Source organism: Streptomyces sp. NPDC006711 (genome assembly GCF_042869775.1).
Taxonomy (GTDB): domain Bacteria; phylum Actinomycetota; class Actinomycetes; order Streptomycetales; family Streptomycetaceae; genus Streptomyces.
In genome coordinates this window covers 153,731-169,226 of record NZ_JBIAGO010000007.1, presented here as the reverse complement: position 1 = coordinate 169,226, position 15,496 = coordinate 153,731, and the positions used below count along the sequence as shown (strand labels likewise).

The following is a 15,496-nucleotide window of genomic DNA, read 5'->3' as shown; positions in this document are numbered from 1 at the left end:
CAGGCCGCCGGGAGCTGTCGTACAACCGCACACCGCACCACCATCAACTCGACGAGGGGACAGAGGCGATGACGGCCGAGCTGGTACGGGGGCAGAACCACCCCCTGCCCCGGACCCGACTGGAGATCAGGGTGTCGGCCGGCGCGGCGGTGGTGGCGGGTGCCACGCTCGGCGACGAGCGGGGCAGGGTGGCGGACGCGCGGTGCGTGGCGCATCCCGGCGCGCCGGCGCTGCCCGGCGTCGAGGTCTCCCGGCGGGCCGCCGCCGAACACCGTCTCGCCGTGGACCTGGAGGCCGTGGGGGAGGCGGTGCACCGGGTCAGTGTGCTGCTCGCGCTGCCGCCCGGGGCGCCGGGGCCCAGCCGTTTCGCCGGCCTCGCCGCGCCTTTCGTCGCCGTCACGGGCCTGGACGGCACGGAGATCGCCCGCTACACGATCACTGGGCTCGGCGCCGAGTCGGCGGTGGTGGCCCTGGAGCTCTATCGCCGTCAGGGTGCGTGGAAGATCCGCGCCGTCGGCCAGGGGTACGCGGGGGGCCTCGCCGATCTGCTGTCCGACCAGGGCCTGCCGGAGGCCGGGCAGGTGGCCGGCGCCATTTGGGAGGCGATCGCGCCCGGCTCCACCCGTTCCGTGGCGGCGCCCCCGCCCCATACCGGCGACGACGCCCTCGTACGCGCCGTGAGCGCCGGGGCGCCCGGCGGGCCCGGGCTGGATGCCGCGCCGGATGCCGCGCCGCCCCCAGCCGAGCCGACCACCGTGCCCCAGCAGCAGGAGCAACAACAACACCAACAACACCAGCGGGCCGTCGCCGGTGGCCCGGTCAGTTACGCGCACCCTCGGCGCCAGGCTGCCACCGAGCCGCCCGCCGCCCCCGTGGCCCCGCCGCTCGACCCTCAGGGACCCGACCGGCCCGTCGCGGGCGACGCAGGCGGCTGGTCCATGGACGAGCGCCTGTACAACCAGGTGTGGGGCATGTTCGAGGACCTGGCCCGCACGGTGGCCGCCTATCGCAGCGCCGTGGACTTCGCGGACGCGCGCAGGGAGCAGGAACTGGACCGCGTCCTGTCCGACGCGCGCGCCCGCATGGGCCCCGCGGGGGAGCAGGCCAGGGAGCGGGCCCACGTCAAGCGGGAAGAGCTCGTCGCGCGGGCCGGGGAGGTTCTTGAGCGCGATCTGGCGCAGCTGGTCGCCGAGTCGGAGGTCGTCGAGCCCGTGCTGCCGCCGGCGTACGCCCGGTGGGACAGCCCGGTGTGGCACGCCTACCGGGTGCCGATGGAGATCCCGATGGCGCTGCGCCTCGGGGACGTACGGCTGCCCGAGCGGCCGCTGTTGCGCATTCCGATGCTGGTGAGGCTGCCGCTGGAGCGGGGCTTGTGGATCGACGCGGGCCGCACGGGCTCGGAGGCGGCCGCTTGCCTGGACGCCGAGCAGATCAAGGGGCTCGCGGTGGACACGGCCGTGGCGGTCGCGGCGCGTCTGCTCGCGGTCTACCCGGCCCATGAGTTCGCCGTCCATGTCATCGACCCGGCGGGGGCGGCCGCGGCCCGCCTGGCGCCGCTCACGCGCGCCGGGGTGCTCGCCGCGCCGCCCGCTGCGGGCGCCGCAGGGGTGGCCGAGGTGCTGGCCGGGCTCACCGAGCGCGTGGACCTCGTGCAGATGGCGGTGCGGGGCGGCGCGGGCACGGACGCCCTGCCGCCCGGAATGGACACCGCCGAGCAGCTGCTGATCGTCAATGACTTTCCGCACGGCTTCGACGACCGCGCCCTGAACCAGCTGCGCTACCTCGCCGACGAGGGACCATCGGTGGGTGTGCACCTCCTGATGGTCGCGGACCGCGAGGAGGCGTCGGCGTACGGGCCCGTGCTGCGGCCGCTGTGGCGTTCGCTGCTGCGGCTCACCCCGGTCCCGGACGATCACCTCGCCGACCCGTGGGTGGGGCACGCCTGGACGTATGAACCACCGCTCGCGCCGTCCGGGAGCCGGATCGTGGAGCAGGTGCTCGGCCGGGTCGGCGAGGCGCGCGCCGCCTGGCCCCGCTGACGGCCCGCCTCCGCGGGCGCTCCGGGCGCGCCGCGGTGGTGCGCCTCGCCGCGCGGCACGGCGCGTGCGAACGGGTGATCAAGGAACCTCCCTGACCTGGGTACTTGGGTTTTCTTTACCTATCCCTTTACCTTCTCTTGGTGATTCGGGTAGGCTGCCGTGAAGCGGAGGGGAGTACTCCCGACTGCGGCGTTCCCGTCAATACGGACCCACGGGACGGGTCCCGGGGCGTCGGCCCGCGGCGCGAGGGAAGGCGCCCGGGTGGAGGAGACCTCCGGCAGCGACGACGCTGATCAGTAGCCGTACGACGCCGGAGGCGCAGTGGACGTTTCAATGACCTTGTGGGTGCTGACCATTCTCGGTCTGGGTGCCCTGATCGCGGCCGACTTCTTCATCGGACGCAAGCCGCACGACGTATCGGTCAAGGAGGCCGGCGTCTGGACCGTGGTCTGGATCGTGCTGGCCGCGCTCTTCGGCATCGGCCTGCTGGTGTTCGGCACCAGCCAGGCCTCCGGCGAGTTCTTCGCGGGCTTCATCACCGAGAAGTCGCTCTCCGTCGACAACCTCTTCGTCTTCATCCTGATCATGGCGAAGTTCTCGGTGCCCTCGCACCTCCAGCAACGGGTGCTGCTCTTCGGCGTGTTGATCGCCCTGGTGCTGCGCGCCGTGTTCATCGCGGCCGGCGCCGCGGTCATCGCCAACTTCTCGTGGGTCTTCTACATCTTCGGCGCGTTCTTGATCTACACCGCCTGGAAGCTCATCCAGGAGGCGCGCTCGGGCGACGAGGAGGAGGAGTTCGAGGAGAACCGCCTCCTGAAGTCCGTCGAGAAGAAGTTCGGCGTCGCCGACAGGTACCACGGCACCAAGCTGTTCGTGGCGAAGAACGGCAAGAAGATCATGACGCCCCTGATGGTCGTCATGCTCGCCATCGGCACCACCGACGTGCTCTTCGCGATGGACTCGATCCCGGCGATCTTCGGTCTGACCCAGGACCCGTACATCGTCTTCACGGCCAACGCCTTCGCGCTGATGGGCCTGCGTCAGCTGTACTTCCTGATCGGCGGGCTGCTCAAGAAGCTGGTCCACCTCAGCTACGGCCTCTCGGTGATCCTCGGCTTCATCGGCGTGAAACTGGTCCTGCACGCGCTGCACGAGAACGGCGTGAACGTCCCGGAGATCTCCATTCCGGTCTCCCTCGGTGTCATCTGCGGCGTGCTGGTCATCACCACGATCACCAGCCTCGTCGCGGCGCGTAAGCAGACGGCGGACCAGGATCGGCACAAGGACAGCGTCGGCGCCTGACCGGGCGGAACGGCAGTCCCGGCGCGGGGAGCGAGACGGCCCCCGCGCCGGGGCGTGTGGCGGCTCCCGCGCGGGCGTGCGGCGGCCCTCTCTGCGCGGGGGCGTGAGGCGGTTCTCCCTGCGCCCTCCCTACGCCGGGGCCGCCTCCGACTCCGCTCCGGGCGCCGGGTGGGCGGCTGCCTGCGGACGTGTCTCGGGCAGCAGCGCGAAACAGCCCAGACTCAGCAGCCCGAGACCGGTCAGATACGCGCCCACCCCCCACGGCGGCCCATCGCCCCGGGACAGCGCGGTCGCCACGATGGGGGTCAGCGCGCCGCCGAGCACCCCGCCCAGGTTGTAGCCGACCGCGGCGCCCGTGCAGCGCACCCTCGGCTCGTACAGCTCCGACAGATACGCCGAGATCACCGCGAACATCGAGATGAACGCCAGCATCGCGCCGAGGAAGCCGACGAACATCCACAGCGGCTGCGCCGTCTCGAGCAGCGCCACCAGCGGGAACATCCACGCCACCGTCGGCGCGCACCCGACAAGGCACAGCCGCCGCCGTCCATGGCGGTCGCCCAGCAGGGCCGCGAACGGCGTCAGGACGCCCATGATCGCCACGGCCGCCATGACGCAGACCAGCATCACCGTGCGGTCGACCCCAAGGCGATCGGTCGCGTACGCGAGTGACCAGGTGGACACCGCGTAGAAAACGGCGTACCCGAACGAGAGGGCTCCGGCCGTCAGCAGCACCAACCGCCCGTGCCCGCGCACCACTTCGAGCAGCGGGAGCTTCGCCGGCTCGCCCATCGCGCGGAACTGCGGCGTCTCCGCGAGCGAGCTCCGCAGCGCGAGACCGCCCAGCGCGAGCACCCCCGCGCCCCAGAACGGCACCCGCCACCCCCAGGCGTGGAACTGGGCGTCGCTGAGCCCCGCCGACAGCGCGAGCACGATCCCGTTGGCCAGCAGGAACCCGACGGAGGGGCCGATCTGCGGAAAGCTCGTCCACAGTCCGCGCCGGTGGGCCGGCGCGTGCTCGGCGGTGAGCAGCACCGCGCCGCCCCATTCGCCGCCGAGCCCGAGCCCCTGGAGGAAGCGCAGCACCAGGAGCAGTACGGGCGCGGCGATGCCGATCGAGGCGTAGGAGGGCACACAGCCGACCGCCACCGTGGCGAGCCCGGTCAGGGCCAGTGAGGCGAACATGACCGGACGGCGTCCGTAGCGGTCGCCGATGTGGCCGAAGAGAACCGAACCGAGCGGACGGGCCAGGAAGCCGGCGCCGAAGGTGCCGAAAGCGGCGAGCGTCCCTGCCAGCGCGGAGAAGGTCGGGAAGAACAGCGGGCCCAGCACGAGGGCGGCCGCGGTGCCGTAGACGAAGAAGTCGTAGAACTCGATGGCGGTGCCCGCGAGCGAGGCGGCCGCGAGGCGGATCATCGAGGGGGGACCGGGGGCGGGAAGGGATGGGGTGCGCATGTCGCGCCAACTACCCGCGGTGATCAAGCGTTACGGGGGCGCGCGGAAGCGCCGGGGTCGGCGGGCGGGCGCACGCGCGCACCGCCCATCGCCAACGCGCGCACCGCCCATTGTCAGTGGCGGGTGCCACGATCGGGACATGGACTTCTTCGGCGCGTGGAACGGGCGGGCTCCGCTGGCGCGGCGCGCGGCGGGCATCGCCGCGCGGTGGCTACCAGCCGCGGGCGTGCCACTCGGGCAGGTGCGGGCGCTCGTCACCGAGCGTGGTGTCGTTGCCGTGTCCGGGATAGACCCAGGTCTCGTCCGGCAGGGCGTCGAAGAGCTTGGTTTCGACGTCGTGGATGAGGCTGGCGAAGGCCTTGGGGTCCTCCCAGGTGTTGCCCACGCCGCCGGGGAAGAGGCAGTCGCCGGTGAACACGTGGGGGTGGCCGTGCGGGTCGTCGTAGATCAGGGCGATCGAGCCGGGCGTGTGGCCCACGAGGTGGCGCGCGGTCAGCTCGACGCGGCCGACGCGGATGGTGTCGCCGTCCGCCACGGGCACATCGGTCGCCACCGGGATGCCCTCGGCGTCGTGGCGGCCGGCGTAGGTGCGCGCGCCGGTCGCGGCGACGACCTCGGCCAGGGCTCCCCAGTGGTCGCCGTGGCGGTGCGTGGTGACGACGGACGCGATGCCGTCGTCACCGATCAGCGTGAGCAGCGTGGCGGGCTCGGCGGCCGCGTCGATGAGCAGCTGCTCGCCGGTGGCGCGGCAGCGCAGCAGATACGCGTTGTTGCCCATCGCGCCGACCTGGACCTTGGAGATCATGAGGTCGGTCAACTCGTGCACATCGGCGGGACCGCCGGCCTTCACCGCTCCGCTGTATGTCATGGGATCAGCCTATCGCCAAGATCACAGCGGGGGCAGTGCGGGCAGCGCGGCGCCGGCGCTCTTCAGGCCCCCGCCGTCGCGGCGTCCGGCGAGCCAGCCCACGAGGTCGGCGGCGCGGCCGCTCACGTGGACGGGTTCGGCGTCGGCGCCTCCGCCGGTGGTCCACGTGCGGCCCCTGTCGTCGCTCAGGCGGATCGGCGGCAGATCCTTGTGTCCGGCGAAGCGGTCGGCGAGGAAGTCGGTCTCGCGGCGCACGAAGTCCTCGTCGAGGTCTTCGAGCTCATAGCCGATGCCGAGGTCGACGTGGTGCAGCTCGACCTCGACGAGGCGGCGGAAGGGCACGCGGGCCGCGGCGTCGGTGACGCCGTTGCGCAGCTCGACCGTGCGCGACCAGTCGGCGGGCCGCTCGCCCTCGGCCTGGAAGCCGGCGGCGCTGTCGCGGACGTCCGCGAGCTGTGCGTCCAGCGGGCGCGGTGCGTCCCGCTCGATGTCGGTGTCCCGCGCCTCGGCACTGGCATACATGGGCCGCCCGGCCAGCACGTTGACGAGGGCGTCCGCGTTCCGGGCGACATGGGCCAGTACGTGGCCCCGGCTCCAGCCGGGGAGCCGTGACGGCTCGGCGACGGAGGCGTTGTCCAGTGCGGCGGCCGCGCTCAGCAGCCGTTCGGTGGCTTCGCGTACAGAGGCCAGGTCGCGTGCGTGATCAATCATGGCGCCGACGATAGCCCCGCCACTCGATCGGGTGAAGGTGGCCGGACGAGTCCTTAAATCGAATGTGCGTGCTATACGCTCGGGAATGGCTCCCCTCTCAAAACCGTTGTGGAAGCTGTCCGGATTCATCCAGGAATCAACGACATCACCGTGGCGCCCCCCATACCCTGGGACGGGGGCTCCCGCAGCTCCCCCGCTCTCTCTAGAAAGGTGCGGACCGGCGTGGCCGACCGTCTCATCGTCCGTGGCGCGCGCGAGCACAATCTCAAGAACGTCTCGCTCGACCTCCCGCGTGACTCCCTCATCGTCTTCACCGGTCTGTCCGGGTCGGGCAAGTCCTCGCTGGCCTTCGACACGATCTTCGCCGAGGGCCAGCGGCGCTACGTCGAGTCGCTGTCCTCGTACGCCCGCCAGTTCCTCGGTCAGATGGACAAGCCGGACGTCGACTTCATCGAAGGTCTCTCGCCCGCCGTCTCCATCGACCAGAAGTCGACCTCGCGCAACCCGCGCTCGACGGTCGGCACCATCACCGAGGTCTACGACTACCTGCGTCTGCTCTTCGCGCGCATCGGCAAGCCGCACTGCCCCGAGTGCCACCGCCCGATCTCGCGCCAGTCGCCGCAGGCCATCGTGGACAAGGTGCTCGAACTGCCCGAGGGCAGCCGCTTCCAGGTGCTCTCGCCGCTGGTGCGCGAGCGCAAGGGCGAGTTCGTCGACCTCTTCGCCGACCTCCAGACCAAGGGCTACAGCCGCGCCCGGGTCGACGGCGAGACCATCCAGCTCGCCGAGCCGCCCAAGCTGAAGAAGCAGGAGAAGCACACCATCGAGGTGGTCATCGACCGCCTCACCGTGAAGGACGGTGCCAAGCGCCGCCTGACCGACTCCGTGGAGACCGCGCTCGGCCTGTCCGGCGGCATGGTCGTGCTCGACTTCGTCGACCTCGCGGCCGACGACCCCGAGCGCGAGCGGATGTACTCGGAGCACCTGTACTGCCCCTACGACGACCTGTCGTTCGAAGAGCTCGAACCGCGCTCCTTCTCCTTCAACTCGCCCTTCGGCGCCTGCCCCGACTGCACGGGCATCGGCACCCGCATGGAGGTCGACCCCGACCTGATCGTCCCGGACGAGGACAAGTCGCTCGACGAGGGGGCCATCCACCCCTGGTCGCACGGGCACACCAAGGACTACTTCGCCCGCCTGGTGGGCGCGCTCGCCGGCGAGCTGGGCTTCCGCACCGACATCCCCTGGGCGGGTCTGCCCCAGCGCGCCAGGAAGGCGCTGCTGTCCGGCCACAAGACCCAGATCGAGGTCCGCTACCGCAACCGGTACGGCCGGGAGCGGGCGTACACCACCGCCTTCGAGGGCGCGGTGCCGTTCGTCAAGCGGCGCCACTCCGAGGCGGAGAGCGACGGCGCCCGCGAGCGCTTCGAGGGCTACATGCGCGAGGTGCCCTGCCCCACCTGTGCGGGCACCCGCCTCAAGCCCCTGGTCCTCGCGGTCACCGTGATGGAGAAGTCCATCGCCGAGGTCGCCGCCATGTCCATCAGCGACTGCGCCGAGTTCCTGGCCAAGCTGCGGCTCAACGCCCGGGACAAGAAGATCGCCGAGCGGGTCCTCAAGGAGGTCAACGAACGGCTGAGGTTCCTGGTCGACGTCGGCCTCGACTACCTCTCGCTCAACCGCGCGGCCGGCACCCTCTCCGGCGGCGAGGCCCAGCGCATCCGGCTCGCCACCCAGATCGGCTCCGGCCTGGTCGGCGTGTTGTACGTCCTGGACGAGCCGTCGATCGGCCTGCACCAGCGCGACAACCACCGTCTGATCGAAACGCTGGTGCGCCTGCGCGACATGGGCAACACCCTGATCGTCGTCGAGCACGACGAGGACACCATCAAGGTGGCCGACTGGGTGGTCGACATCGGCCCGGGCGCCGGTGAGCACGGCGGCAAGGTCGTCCACAGCGGCCCCTTGAAGCAGCTCCTCGCCAACAAGGAGTCGATGACCGGCCAGTACCTGGCGGGCAAGAGGTCCATTCCGCTGCCCGACGTCCGGCGTCCCGTGGACCCCAAGCGCCGGCTGACCGTGCACGGCGCGAAGGAGAACAACCTCCGCGACATCGACGTGTCGTTCCCGCTGGGCGTCCTGACCGCGGTCACCGGCGTCTCCGGCTCCGGAAAGTCGACGCTGGTCAACGACATCCTGTACACCCACCTGGCTCGTGAGCTGAACGGCGCGCGCAGCGTGCCCGGCCGGCACACCCGGGTCGCGGGCGACGACCTGGTCGACAAGGTCGTGCACGTCGACCAGTCGCCGATCGGCCGCACCCCCCGGTCCAACCCGGCGACGTACACGGGCGTCTTCGACCACGTCCGCAAGCTGTTCGCCGAGACGATGGAGGCCAAGGTCCGCGGGTATCTGCCCGGCCGGTTCTCCTTCAACGTCAAGGGCGGCCGCTGCGAGAACTGCTCGGGCGACGGCACCATCAAGATCGAGATGAACTTCCTGCCGGACGTGTACGTGCCGTGCGAGGTCTGCCACGGGGCGCGCTACAACCGGGAGACCCTGGAGGTCCACTACAAGGGCAAGTCCATCGCCGAGGTCCTCGACATGCCGATCGAGGAGGGCCTGGAGTTCTTCGAGGCCGTTCCGACCATCGCGCGGCATCTGCGGACGCTGAACGAGGTCGGGCTCGGGTATGTGCGGCTCGGGCAGTCCGCGCCCACGCTCTCGGGCGGTGAGGCGCAGCGGGTGAAGCTCGCGTCCGAGCTGCAGAAGAGGTCCACGGGCCGCACGGTGTACGTCCTGGACGAGCCCACCACCGGGCTGCACTTCGAGGACATCTCCAAGCTGATCAAGGTGCTGTCCGGGCTCGTCGACAAGGGCAACACGGTCATCGTCATCGAGCACAACCTGGATGTCGTCAAGACCGCGGACTGGGTCATCGACATGGGGCCCGAGGGCGGCAACGGCGGCGGTCTCGTCATCGCCGAGGGCACGCCCGAGGAGGTCGCCTCGGTACCGGCCAGCCATACCGGGAAGTTCCTGCGGGACATTCTGGGGGCGGACCGGATCAGCGACGCGGAGCCGGTGCGGGGGCCGGTGCGCAAGGGGGCGAAGAAGGCGGTGTCCGCCGCGAAGGCCGCGCCCGCGAGGAAGACGGCGTCCGGGCGGACGGCGGCGGTCGCCAAGAAGGCGGCGCCGGCGAAGAAGACGACCCGGGCCCGCAAGGCCTGAGCCGCCCCCACCCCGCCCCTTCCCGAGACCCGCCGGGGGTGGGGTGGCGCGCTCGGCGTGTGTTGGCGCTGGGCGCGTGCGGGGGCGGTGCCCGTGCCGGGGGTGGGTGCTTGGGCCTCCGGGGGCCGGGCCATTGCGAGCCCGGCTCGGGTGGCGGCCCCGTACCCCGGCGGGGGCCGTGCTCCCTGCGCCTTTGCCGTGGGGCGGGTGCTGAGGCCCCGGGGCGGGGCCGGGGGCCCGTGTCCCGGTGGGGGTTGCGGCCCCCGCACCCCTGCGGTGGGGTGGGCTCGGGGGCGGTTGTGCCCTCGCGGCGGGATGGATGGTTGGGGCCCCGGAGCCCGGCCCCGTGCCCCTGCGAGCCCGGGCCGGGGTCTGGCCTGCGGCGGGGAGGGTGCCTAGGTCACCGGGCTGGCCCCCGCCCTACGGGTGAGCGGTCAGTTCCTCTGCTGTGGGGGGCTCGGCGCCCCTCTTCGTGCAGGTCAGGGCCGCCGCTTTCGCCGCGTGACGCAGGACCGACGGCCAGTCCGCGGTGGCCAGGGCTTCGGGGTGGGGCGCGAGGCGGTGCAGCAGCGCCGCGTTCACCGTGTCGCCGGCGCCGATCGTGTCCGCCACCTCCACCCGCTCGGCCGGTACGGAATGCTCGGCGCCCCGCGCGGTGTGGACCGTCAGGCCCTCCCCGCCCCGTGTGACCACCACGGCGCGCGGGCCCTCCCGCAGCCACTCCTGGGGCGTCCCGCCCAGCCACGCGGCGTCCTCCTCGGACAGCTTCAGGAGGGAGACGTACGGCAGTCGGCTCACGAAGCGGGCCTTGAAGGCGTTCGGGTCCGGGATCAGGGCCGGGCGGATGTTGGGGTCGAGCAGCGTCAGGACCCCGCGCGCCGCCTCCCTGCGCAGCAGGGCCTCGTACGCGCTCGCCCCCGGCTCAAGGATCAGGGAGCAGCTGCCCAGCGCCAACGCGCTGACGGAGGAGGGCAGTTGAGTAGGCAGCTCGAAGAGCCGGTCCGCGGTGCCGGCCATGTGGAAGGCGTACCCCGCCGAGCCGTCGGCGGCCAGTGTCGCGACCGCGAGCGGGGTCGGTTCCGGGCCGCGCTGCACCAGTGAGGTGTCCACGCCGGCCGTGCGCAGGCCGGCGATGAGGGCTTCGCCGAAGCCGTCCGTGGACATCCGCGAGCAGAAGGCCACCGGCGCACCGCGCCGCCCCAGGGCGACGGCCGTGTTGTACGGGCCGCCCCCCAGACGTGGCGCCAGCGGCCCCAGCGGATTTTCGGGGTGCTGCGGCACGAGGTCGATGAGGGATTCTCCGGCGACGACGATCACGGCGAGAACGTAACCCATCCCACCGCCGCGCCGCAGCCCCCGGCCAGGGGTGGCCCGCCTCCCGGCCGCCGCGCGCCGCAGCCCCGCGCAATGACCGGGCCCTCCCGGCCCCGTACGGCAGTCTGCCCACCGAGCCGCGCCCCCTGACCAAGGGGCCGGATCCACCCGCCGGGGTGCGGCGGCCCGTCCGTAGAGCCGTGCCCGTTCCGGCCGGGGTCGGGATTGGCGTATCCCAGGCAGTGGCCGGGTCCGCGTGCGGTGGCCCGCCCGTACAGCCGTCCCCGGCGAGGGGGCCGGGTTGACGCGCCCCCGGAAACGCCGGGCCCTCCCCGCCCGCGTGCGGCGGTTTGCCCACACATCCCCCCTGCCCCGCCCCGGCCAGGGGAGGGTGGCCATGCCGGCATGGGCGGCCCGCGCCCGCACAGCCGTGCCAGCCGCGGCCAAGGGGCAGGATTGACGCGTCCCGGGAAACGGTCGGGTCCTCCCGGCCCGTGTGCGGTGGCCTGCCCGGACAGCCCTGCCCGCTCCGGCCGGGGGCGGGCTCAGCGTGGCCCGGGCAGTGGCCGGGCCCTTCCCGCCCGCGTGCGGCGGTTTGCCCGGATAGCCGTGTCCTGCCCCGCCCCGGCCAGGGGGTGGGGGCCATGCCGGCATGGGCTTGGCCCGGGCCGTCCCCGTCGGACGGCCCCGGCGTAAGGGGTGGGGGATGCGCCGGTATCGTCGGGTGTGCAACCCGGGTCGGTTGTGGGGCGGTCTCCATGGGCCGTCGCCGGTGGCCGGCCGTGATCCAGTGATTCAGTGGAGTAGCCATGACCGGCCAGCCCGCCGCCCGTCGCACCGTGCTGAAAGGCGCCGCCCTCGCCGGGGCCGCGGGGGTCGGCGTAGCCGCCTGCTCCACCGAGTCCAAGCTCGGCCACGCCGAGACGCCGACCCCGACCGCCCCCGAACCGCTCGGCTCGCCCGACGCGGTCCCCGTCGGCGGCGCCAAGCTCTACCGCGAGCAGCGGGTCATGGTGTGCTGCCCGGCGAAGGGCGAGTACAAGGCGTTCAGCGCGCAGTGCACGCACGCCGGCTGCCTCCTGGAGAAGATCGAGGACGGCCACGCGAACTGCCCCTGCCACGGCAGCCGCTTCAACGTGATGACCGGCAAGCCCGTGCAGGGCCCTGCCACCGTGCCGCTGCCGTCGGTGCCGGTCAAGCTCAAGGACGGGCAGCTGGTGGCCGGCCCCGACGCCTAGGGGGTGTCTGGTGGACCATGGCCGGGGGCGCGGCGTCTGGCACGGCACCTCGCGGCGTTGCCGAATCGCCCCGATAGCTCCGCTATCGAGACGCTCCGGCGCCTTGCGATGCACCGCACCAGACGCCGCGCCCTGACCGACCCTGATCCACCAGACACCCCCTAGGGCCGCTCATTCCGACCCACCCGGGCGCGTGGGGTCACTCCCAGTCCCAGTCGATGCCCAGGATGCCGGGCCGCACCCCCTGCTCCACCAGGTGCACCGAACGGTGGCGGCCGCTGAGGGTGAGGTCGCTGCGCCCCGAGCGGGTGGCGCCCGTGGAGGTCTGGGCGAAGCGGCGGCAGCGGACCGGCAGCGCCCGGTCGTCGAAGCGCACCTGCAATACGTACTGCCCGCCGGCGAAGGTGAAGCCCCGTACGTACTCCTGGCTCGGGCCGCCCGTGCCGTCCTCGAAGCCGTACTCGAACAGAAACGTCTCACCGGCCCTCAGTCGCGTGTCGAACAGCAGCTCGGCGACCAGGACCCCGGTGGTGGCGTCCCAGCGCACCCGCCCGGTGCGGCAGTTCTCGCCCGCGCGCACCTCCACCCGCCCCGGATCGCACCCCGGGTCCCCCCGGTGGATGGCCAGATAGCGGTCGACGCCGTCGCGGTGGGCCCGCACCACGTGCTGCGAGTCGCGTCCTTGCAGCTCACGGCCCGCGCCGATGCGGATGCGCTCGTGGTGGCCGACGGTGTGCAGGCCGCCGTCCACCGGCGCCTCAAGACCGGCGATGAGCTGTTCCACCACGCCCGACGCCTCGACGAGCGAACGGTAGGTGCGCCGCCCGGCGGGCCGGTCCACCTCGGCCGTGGACGCGTCGTCGAGCAGGCGCAGCAGGGAGTTGGCGGGCAGCCCGAGCACGTCCTCAAGGCCGCGTACCGCGCGCAGCGACTCGGCGCGCTGTGGCCGGCGCGCCCCTTGCTGCCAGTAACTCAGGCTGGTCACACCGACCTTGATGCCGCGCCCGGCGAGATGGTGCTGGACGCGCTGGAGCGGCAGGCCCCGTACGGAGAGCGCGGCGCGCAGGGCCAGGTGGAAGGGGCCGGTGTGCAGCGCCTGTTCCAGGTCGGACTCGGTGTGGAGCATGGCCAAACTCCTCAGTGAACGTTCACGGTGGGGGGTGGGCACGGCATGGCGGCAGGTCGGGGAAAACCTGGTGGCGGACAAGGGGTTGTTCACACTCCGGCCACTTCGTTCACACCCGCGTCCCACCCCGCATTGAAGCGCGTTGACCTGTTCTCGACAACGTCCGATGCTCAACGACAAGCGTCCGGACGCGCTCCCTCCACGATCCCCACCCCCCACTCCGCCATGGGAGGAACGCGATGCGCGACAAGAAGAGACGGCTTTCGGCCCTCACCCTCGTGGTGGCGGCCCTGTTCGCCGCCCCCACGGCGACAGCCACCGCCGCCGCCCCGCACCACGACAAGCCGGTGCCCGCCGCAGCCGCCGCGGCGAGCACCACCGGCTCCAAGCGGCTCAACATCACCATGCAGTCCCAGCAGAAGGACAACTGGTGCTGGGCCGGCAGCGGCAACACCATCGCCACCTGGTTCGGCCGCACCTACACCCAGAACCAGTTCTGCAACGCCGCCTTCGGCCGGGCGCAGGGCTACGACTGCCCCAACTGGCAGGCGGACCTCGGCAATGTGCAGAACGCGCTCGACTGGGCGGGCATCAGCTCCGGCTCCTACGTGACCGGTTGGCTGCGGTACTCGACCGTACAGACCGAGATCAACAACAACCGTCCCATCGAGACCCGCATCCAGTGGTCGAGCGGCGGTGGCCACATGCACGTGGTGTACGGCTACGACGACGCCAACTCGTGGGTGTACTGGGGCGATCCCTGGCCCTCCAGCACCCGCTACAACTGGGCGGCGCACGACTGGTACGTCAGCAACGACTCCTTCTCCTGGACCCACTCGCTCTACCGGATCGGGGCGTGAGCACGATGAAGTCGACCCGCCTCACCCGCCTCACTTCCAAGGCTGGTCTCCTGACCGCGCCGGTGGCCGTGGCCGCCGCCCTGGTCGGGCTCGCGGCCCCGCACGCCCTCGCCGACCAGGCGCCGCTCGCCTCCGCCCAGTCAAAGGCGGCGGCGCACGAGGCCGCGTCCGCCCCCGCCACCCTCGACACGCTCTCCCGCTTCTTCGCGCGGGACGGCAAGGTGGCGCTGAAGGCCGCGTCCCCGCGCATCGAGGGTGACGCCGTGCCCGTCTACGCGCTGTCCGAGGCGTTCGTGGCGGGCAAGGCCGGCGCGCCCGTCGCCCAGCTGGAGTACCTGGCCTCCACCGCCGTCTCCTCCGACGGGCAGAAGGCCTCGCTGTGGACGGTTCCCCAGGGCTCGTCCTGGAAGGTCGTCAACATAGCCACCGGCGACGACGAGTCCCACTACGCGGAGGCCGGCGCCGCGAAGCTGCCCGGCGGGACCGTGTTCCAGGAGCCGCAGATCAACGCCTGGTACGTGGAGAAGGGCGACAAGGTGCTGCCGCTGGACGACGACGCGGTCAAGGCGGTGGGCGCGAACGGGACGACGCTGGCCGGGTACCAGAAGCGGGTGGCGCGGGCGTACGGCGACAAGTTGCCGGGGTCGGCGTACGACAGGTCCGGCAAGGCGGGCGGGTACGCGGAGACGGCCGGGGAGGCCCGGGCCCAGGCGGCGCAGGCCGCGGTCGTCGCGGGCCGGGGTGACACGTCGGGGACGGTCTTCGGTGTGGCCGGGGCGGGTGCGGTGCTCGTGCTTGGTCTGGCCGGGGTGGTCGTGGTCAGCCGGCGTCGCGCGGGCGTGGGCCAGGAGTGACGCCCGGGCCGGTGCGGGGCCCCCACGTCCCGCACCGGCTCACGTCCGTTTGCGCAGTTCCCCGCGCCCCTGGCAGGGCTCGTGCTGGCCCACACGGGAACCTCAGCCCCTGACAGGGTCCGTGCATGCCCGTACGGGCATCTTCAGCCCGTCCGGCGATTGAGGACGAGCGCGTTCAGCGCGAACGGGTCTGGGGCGGAGCCCCAGGGGCCTCGGCTGCGGATCGTGGTCGCTTCTCGCGCAGTTCCCCGCGCCCCTGGCGGGGCTGGTGCTTGCCCGCATGGGCACCCTCAGCCCGTCATGGGGGTCCCCCCTGGCCCTTAAGGCCTTGGGGGAGTTTGAGGACGAGCGCGTTCAGCGCGAACGGGGTCTGGGGCGGAGCCCCAGGGAGTTCGGCTGCGGATCGTGCGTGGCTGGTCGCGCAGTTCCCCGCGCCCCTGGCAGGGCTTGTGCCGGCCCGCGTGGGATGCTGCTCGCCCGCGCAGTTCCCCGCCCCTG

The 15,496-nt window shown here is 72.4% G+C and carries 11 protein-coding genes; 6 read left to right on the top strand and 5 right to left on the bottom strand.

Features of this window, described 5'->3' with window-relative positions; genetic code table 11:
* The first annotated feature begins 68 nt into the window (after window positions 1-68).
* Together ACFYM2_RS17055 and ACFYM2_RS17050 are read left to right on the top strand one after the other, a co-directional pair.
* Entirely contained in the window at window positions 69-2,039 is a 1,971-nt protein-coding gene (locus ACFYM2_RS17055) for a TerD family protein (protein ID WP_388836929.1), read from the top strand.
* A 321-nt stretch (window positions 2,040-2,360) separates the two neighbouring features.
* Window positions 2,361-3,341, top strand: coding sequence for a TerC family protein (locus tag ACFYM2_RS17050; RefSeq protein WP_359004560.1), 981 nt, complete (start codon window positions 2,361-2,363; stop codon window positions 3,339-3,341).
* 129 nt (window positions 3,342-3,470) lie between these two features.
* Here ACFYM2_RS17050 and ACFYM2_RS17045 read toward each other — a convergent pair whose 3' ends face one another.
* The 3 genes from ACFYM2_RS17045 to ACFYM2_RS17035 form a co-directional block, all read right to left on the bottom strand.
* Complete coding sequence (locus ACFYM2_RS17045; protein WP_388837143.1) at window positions 3,471-4,757, bottom strand: MFS transporter; 1,287 nt, start codon at window positions 4,755-4,757, stop codon at window positions 3,471-3,473.
* 250 nt (window positions 4,758-5,007) lie between these two features.
* Complete coding sequence (locus tag ACFYM2_RS17040; protein WP_359004557.1) at window positions 5,008-5,664, bottom strand: MBL fold metallo-hydrolase; 657 nt, start codon at window positions 5,662-5,664, stop codon at window positions 5,008-5,010.
* A 21-nt stretch (window positions 5,665-5,685) separates the two neighbouring features.
* Complete coding sequence (locus ACFYM2_RS17035; protein WP_388836926.1) at window positions 5,686-6,375, bottom strand: maleylpyruvate isomerase family mycothiol-dependent enzyme; 690 nt, start codon at window positions 6,373-6,375, stop codon at window positions 5,686-5,688.
* 222 nt (window positions 6,376-6,597) lie between these two features.
* Between ACFYM2_RS17035 and uvrA the strand changes: the two genes are divergently transcribed.
* Entirely contained in the window at window positions 6,598-9,606 is a 3,009-nt protein-coding gene (gene uvrA / locus ACFYM2_RS17030; protein ID WP_359004552.1) for an excinuclease ABC subunit UvrA, read from the top strand.
* Between the two features lie 420 nt (window positions 9,607-10,026).
* On the opposite strand, the gene ACFYM2_RS17025 is transcribed toward uvrA, so the two are convergent.
* Window positions 10,027-10,923, bottom strand: coding sequence for a carbohydrate kinase (locus ACFYM2_RS17025; protein WP_388836923.1), 897 nt, complete (start codon window positions 10,921-10,923; stop codon window positions 10,027-10,029).
* 806 nt (window positions 10,924-11,729) lie between these two features.
* On the opposite strand from ACFYM2_RS17025, the gene ACFYM2_RS17020 reads away from it, so the two are divergent.
* Complete coding sequence (locus ACFYM2_RS17020) at window positions 11,730-12,158, top strand: Rieske (2Fe-2S) protein (RefSeq protein WP_267053822.1); 429 nt, start codon at window positions 11,730-11,732, stop codon at window positions 12,156-12,158.
* Window positions 12,159-12,357: 199 nt separating this feature from the next.
* Here ACFYM2_RS17020 and ACFYM2_RS17015 read toward each other — a convergent pair whose 3' ends face one another.
* Window positions 12,358-13,284 carry a hypothetical protein gene (locus ACFYM2_RS17015; RefSeq protein ID WP_359007443.1) on the bottom strand — a complete coding sequence of 309 codons (927 nt, stop codon included), beginning with the start codon at window positions 13,282-13,284 and terminating at the stop codon, window positions 12,358-12,360.
* Between the two features lie 239 nt (window positions 13,285-13,523).
* Between ACFYM2_RS17015 and ACFYM2_RS17010 the strand changes: the two genes are divergently transcribed.
* Together ACFYM2_RS17010 and ACFYM2_RS17005 are read left to right on the top strand one after the other, a co-directional pair.
* Complete coding sequence (locus ACFYM2_RS17010) at window positions 13,524-14,144, top strand: papain-like cysteine protease family protein (RefSeq protein WP_388836918.1); 621 nt, start codon at window positions 13,524-13,526, stop codon at window positions 14,142-14,144.
* Window positions 14,145-14,149: 5 nt separating this feature from the next.
* Complete coding sequence (locus ACFYM2_RS17005; RefSeq protein WP_388457484.1) at window positions 14,150-14,998, top strand: hypothetical protein; 849 nt, start codon at window positions 14,150-14,152, stop codon at window positions 14,996-14,998.
* Window positions 14,999-15,496 lie beyond the last annotated feature (498 nt).